Consider the following 1,485-nt stretch of genomic DNA (forward strand, 5'->3'; position numbering starts at 1 on the left):
TCGCCCGGCGTGTCGCCTTCCTCGCGGCGCTGGGTGCTGCGGGCGGTACGGTGCTGGCGTTGCCGGCGCTGGCGGGCCTCGCCGCCGTGGCCGGGCCGCTGGCCGGTGCGGCGGACTGGCATGGCCTGCCCTGGCTGGACCTGGCGCTGGTGCCGCCGGTGGCGGCGATGGTCGGCTGGGTCACCACCCAGGCGACCGTGCGCCTGTGGCTGCGGCGCCTGCCATGAGCGGCATGCGCGATGGCGTGCCCGACCCGGGGGTGCCGGGGCACGCCCCGGACGCAGGCGTGCCGTACGGCGCGCCCGGCCCCGGGGTCCCGGATGGCGCGCGGGACCCCGTTATCCTGCCCGGCACGTCCGCCACATCCCCGTCAGGCGCCGCGGATGCGGCCGGCGCCGCCACCCAGGCATCCCGTGCGCGGCGGCGCCGTCTCCTGCGGACGGCGCTCCTGCTGGTCGTCCCGCTCGCCCTGCTGCTGGGCTTCATCGCCTTCCTGCGCGTCGCGATCGACCCGGCCGCCCCGATCCTTGGGCAGACCGACGGCATCGTCGTGCTGACTGGCGGGTCCGAACGCGTCACCACAGGTTTCCGCCTGCTGTCCGAGGGCCAGGCGCGGCTGCTGCTGATCTCGGGCGCGCATCCCGAGGCCAGCCTGGCCGAGATCGCGACCGCCGCCGGCATCGATGCCGCGCCTTTCGCGGGGCGGGTCGCGGTCGGCCGCGCCGCCGCCTCGACCCGCGGCAATGCGGCCGAGGCGGCAGCCTGGGCGCGCGCGGAGGAGCTGCGCTCCCTGCGCATCGTCACGGCCGGCTACCACATGCCGCGCGCCATGCTGGAACTGCGCCGCGCCATGCCGGGGCTGCAGCTGGTGGCGCACCCGGTGCCCTCGGCGGCGCTGCGGGCGCCCGGCGCGCTGTGGCGGCCACAACTCTGGGCATTGCTGGCGGGTGAATATGCCCGCTACCTGGGGGCCTGGGCGGGGCTTTCGGGGTCCTTCGTGCCGCGACGGGAGTCTCAGGGAACGTGATCTGGCTACGCTCGGCGCTGTTCAACCTCGTGTTCCTCGGCGGCACGGTGCTCACGGTGCTGTTCGGCACGCTGCTGCTGGCCGCGCCGGCGCCGGTGATGGTCCGCTACATCCGCGGCTGGGCCCGGCTGGTGCTCGGGGCGCTGCGCGTCATTTGCGGCATCCGCGTGGAGGTGACCGGACTGGCCCACATGCCGACCGGCCCCGCCATCATCGCCGCCAAGCACCAATCGGCCTTCGATACGGTGGTGTGGCTCACGCTGCTGCCGGACGGGCGGGACCCGGTCTATGTGCTCAAGCAGGAACTGGCGAGTATTCCGCTGTGGGGCCGTCTGGCGGCGCGCTGCGGGCATATCGCGGTGGATCGCGCGGCGGGCGCGGCGGCGCTGCGCGGCATGGTGCGCGCGGCCCAGGGCGCGGTCGCGGCCGGGCGCCCGGTGGTGATCTTCCCCGAGGGC

General features: G+C 75.8%; 2 protein-coding genes and 1 pseudogene. All 3 read left to right on the forward strand.

Annotated elements, in window-relative coordinates; genetic code table 11:
- A pseudogene (locus HW578_RS26470) lies at positions 1-227 on the forward strand (cell division protein FtsX); the annotation flags it as partial.
- Positions 224-1,027: a YdcF family protein gene (locus HW578_RS26475; protein ID WP_198373683.1), complete on the forward strand. Its 804-nt coding sequence runs from the start codon at positions 224-226 to the stop codon at positions 1,025-1,027. The pseudogene HW578_RS26470 and the gene HW578_RS26475, both read left to right, overlap by 4 nt.
- A partial coding sequence (locus tag HW578_RS26480; RefSeq protein WP_369407987.1) for a lysophospholipid acyltransferase family protein occupies positions 1,024-1,485 on the forward strand: 462 nt, incomplete at its 3' end. The genes HW578_RS26475 and HW578_RS26480, both read left to right, overlap by 4 nt.

Source organism: Roseomonas rosulenta (assembly GCF_016106005.1).
In the GTDB taxonomy this organism is placed as follows: Bacteria; Pseudomonadota; Alphaproteobacteria; order Acetobacterales; family Acetobacteraceae; genus Neoroseomonas; species Neoroseomonas rosulenta.

Bases quoted from the DNA above. Each gene is read 5' to 3' on its own strand.
- HW578_RS26475 (WP_198373683.1), top strand. From the start codon at position 224: ATGAGCGGCATGCGCGATGGCGTGCCCGACCCGGGGGTGCCGGGGCAC.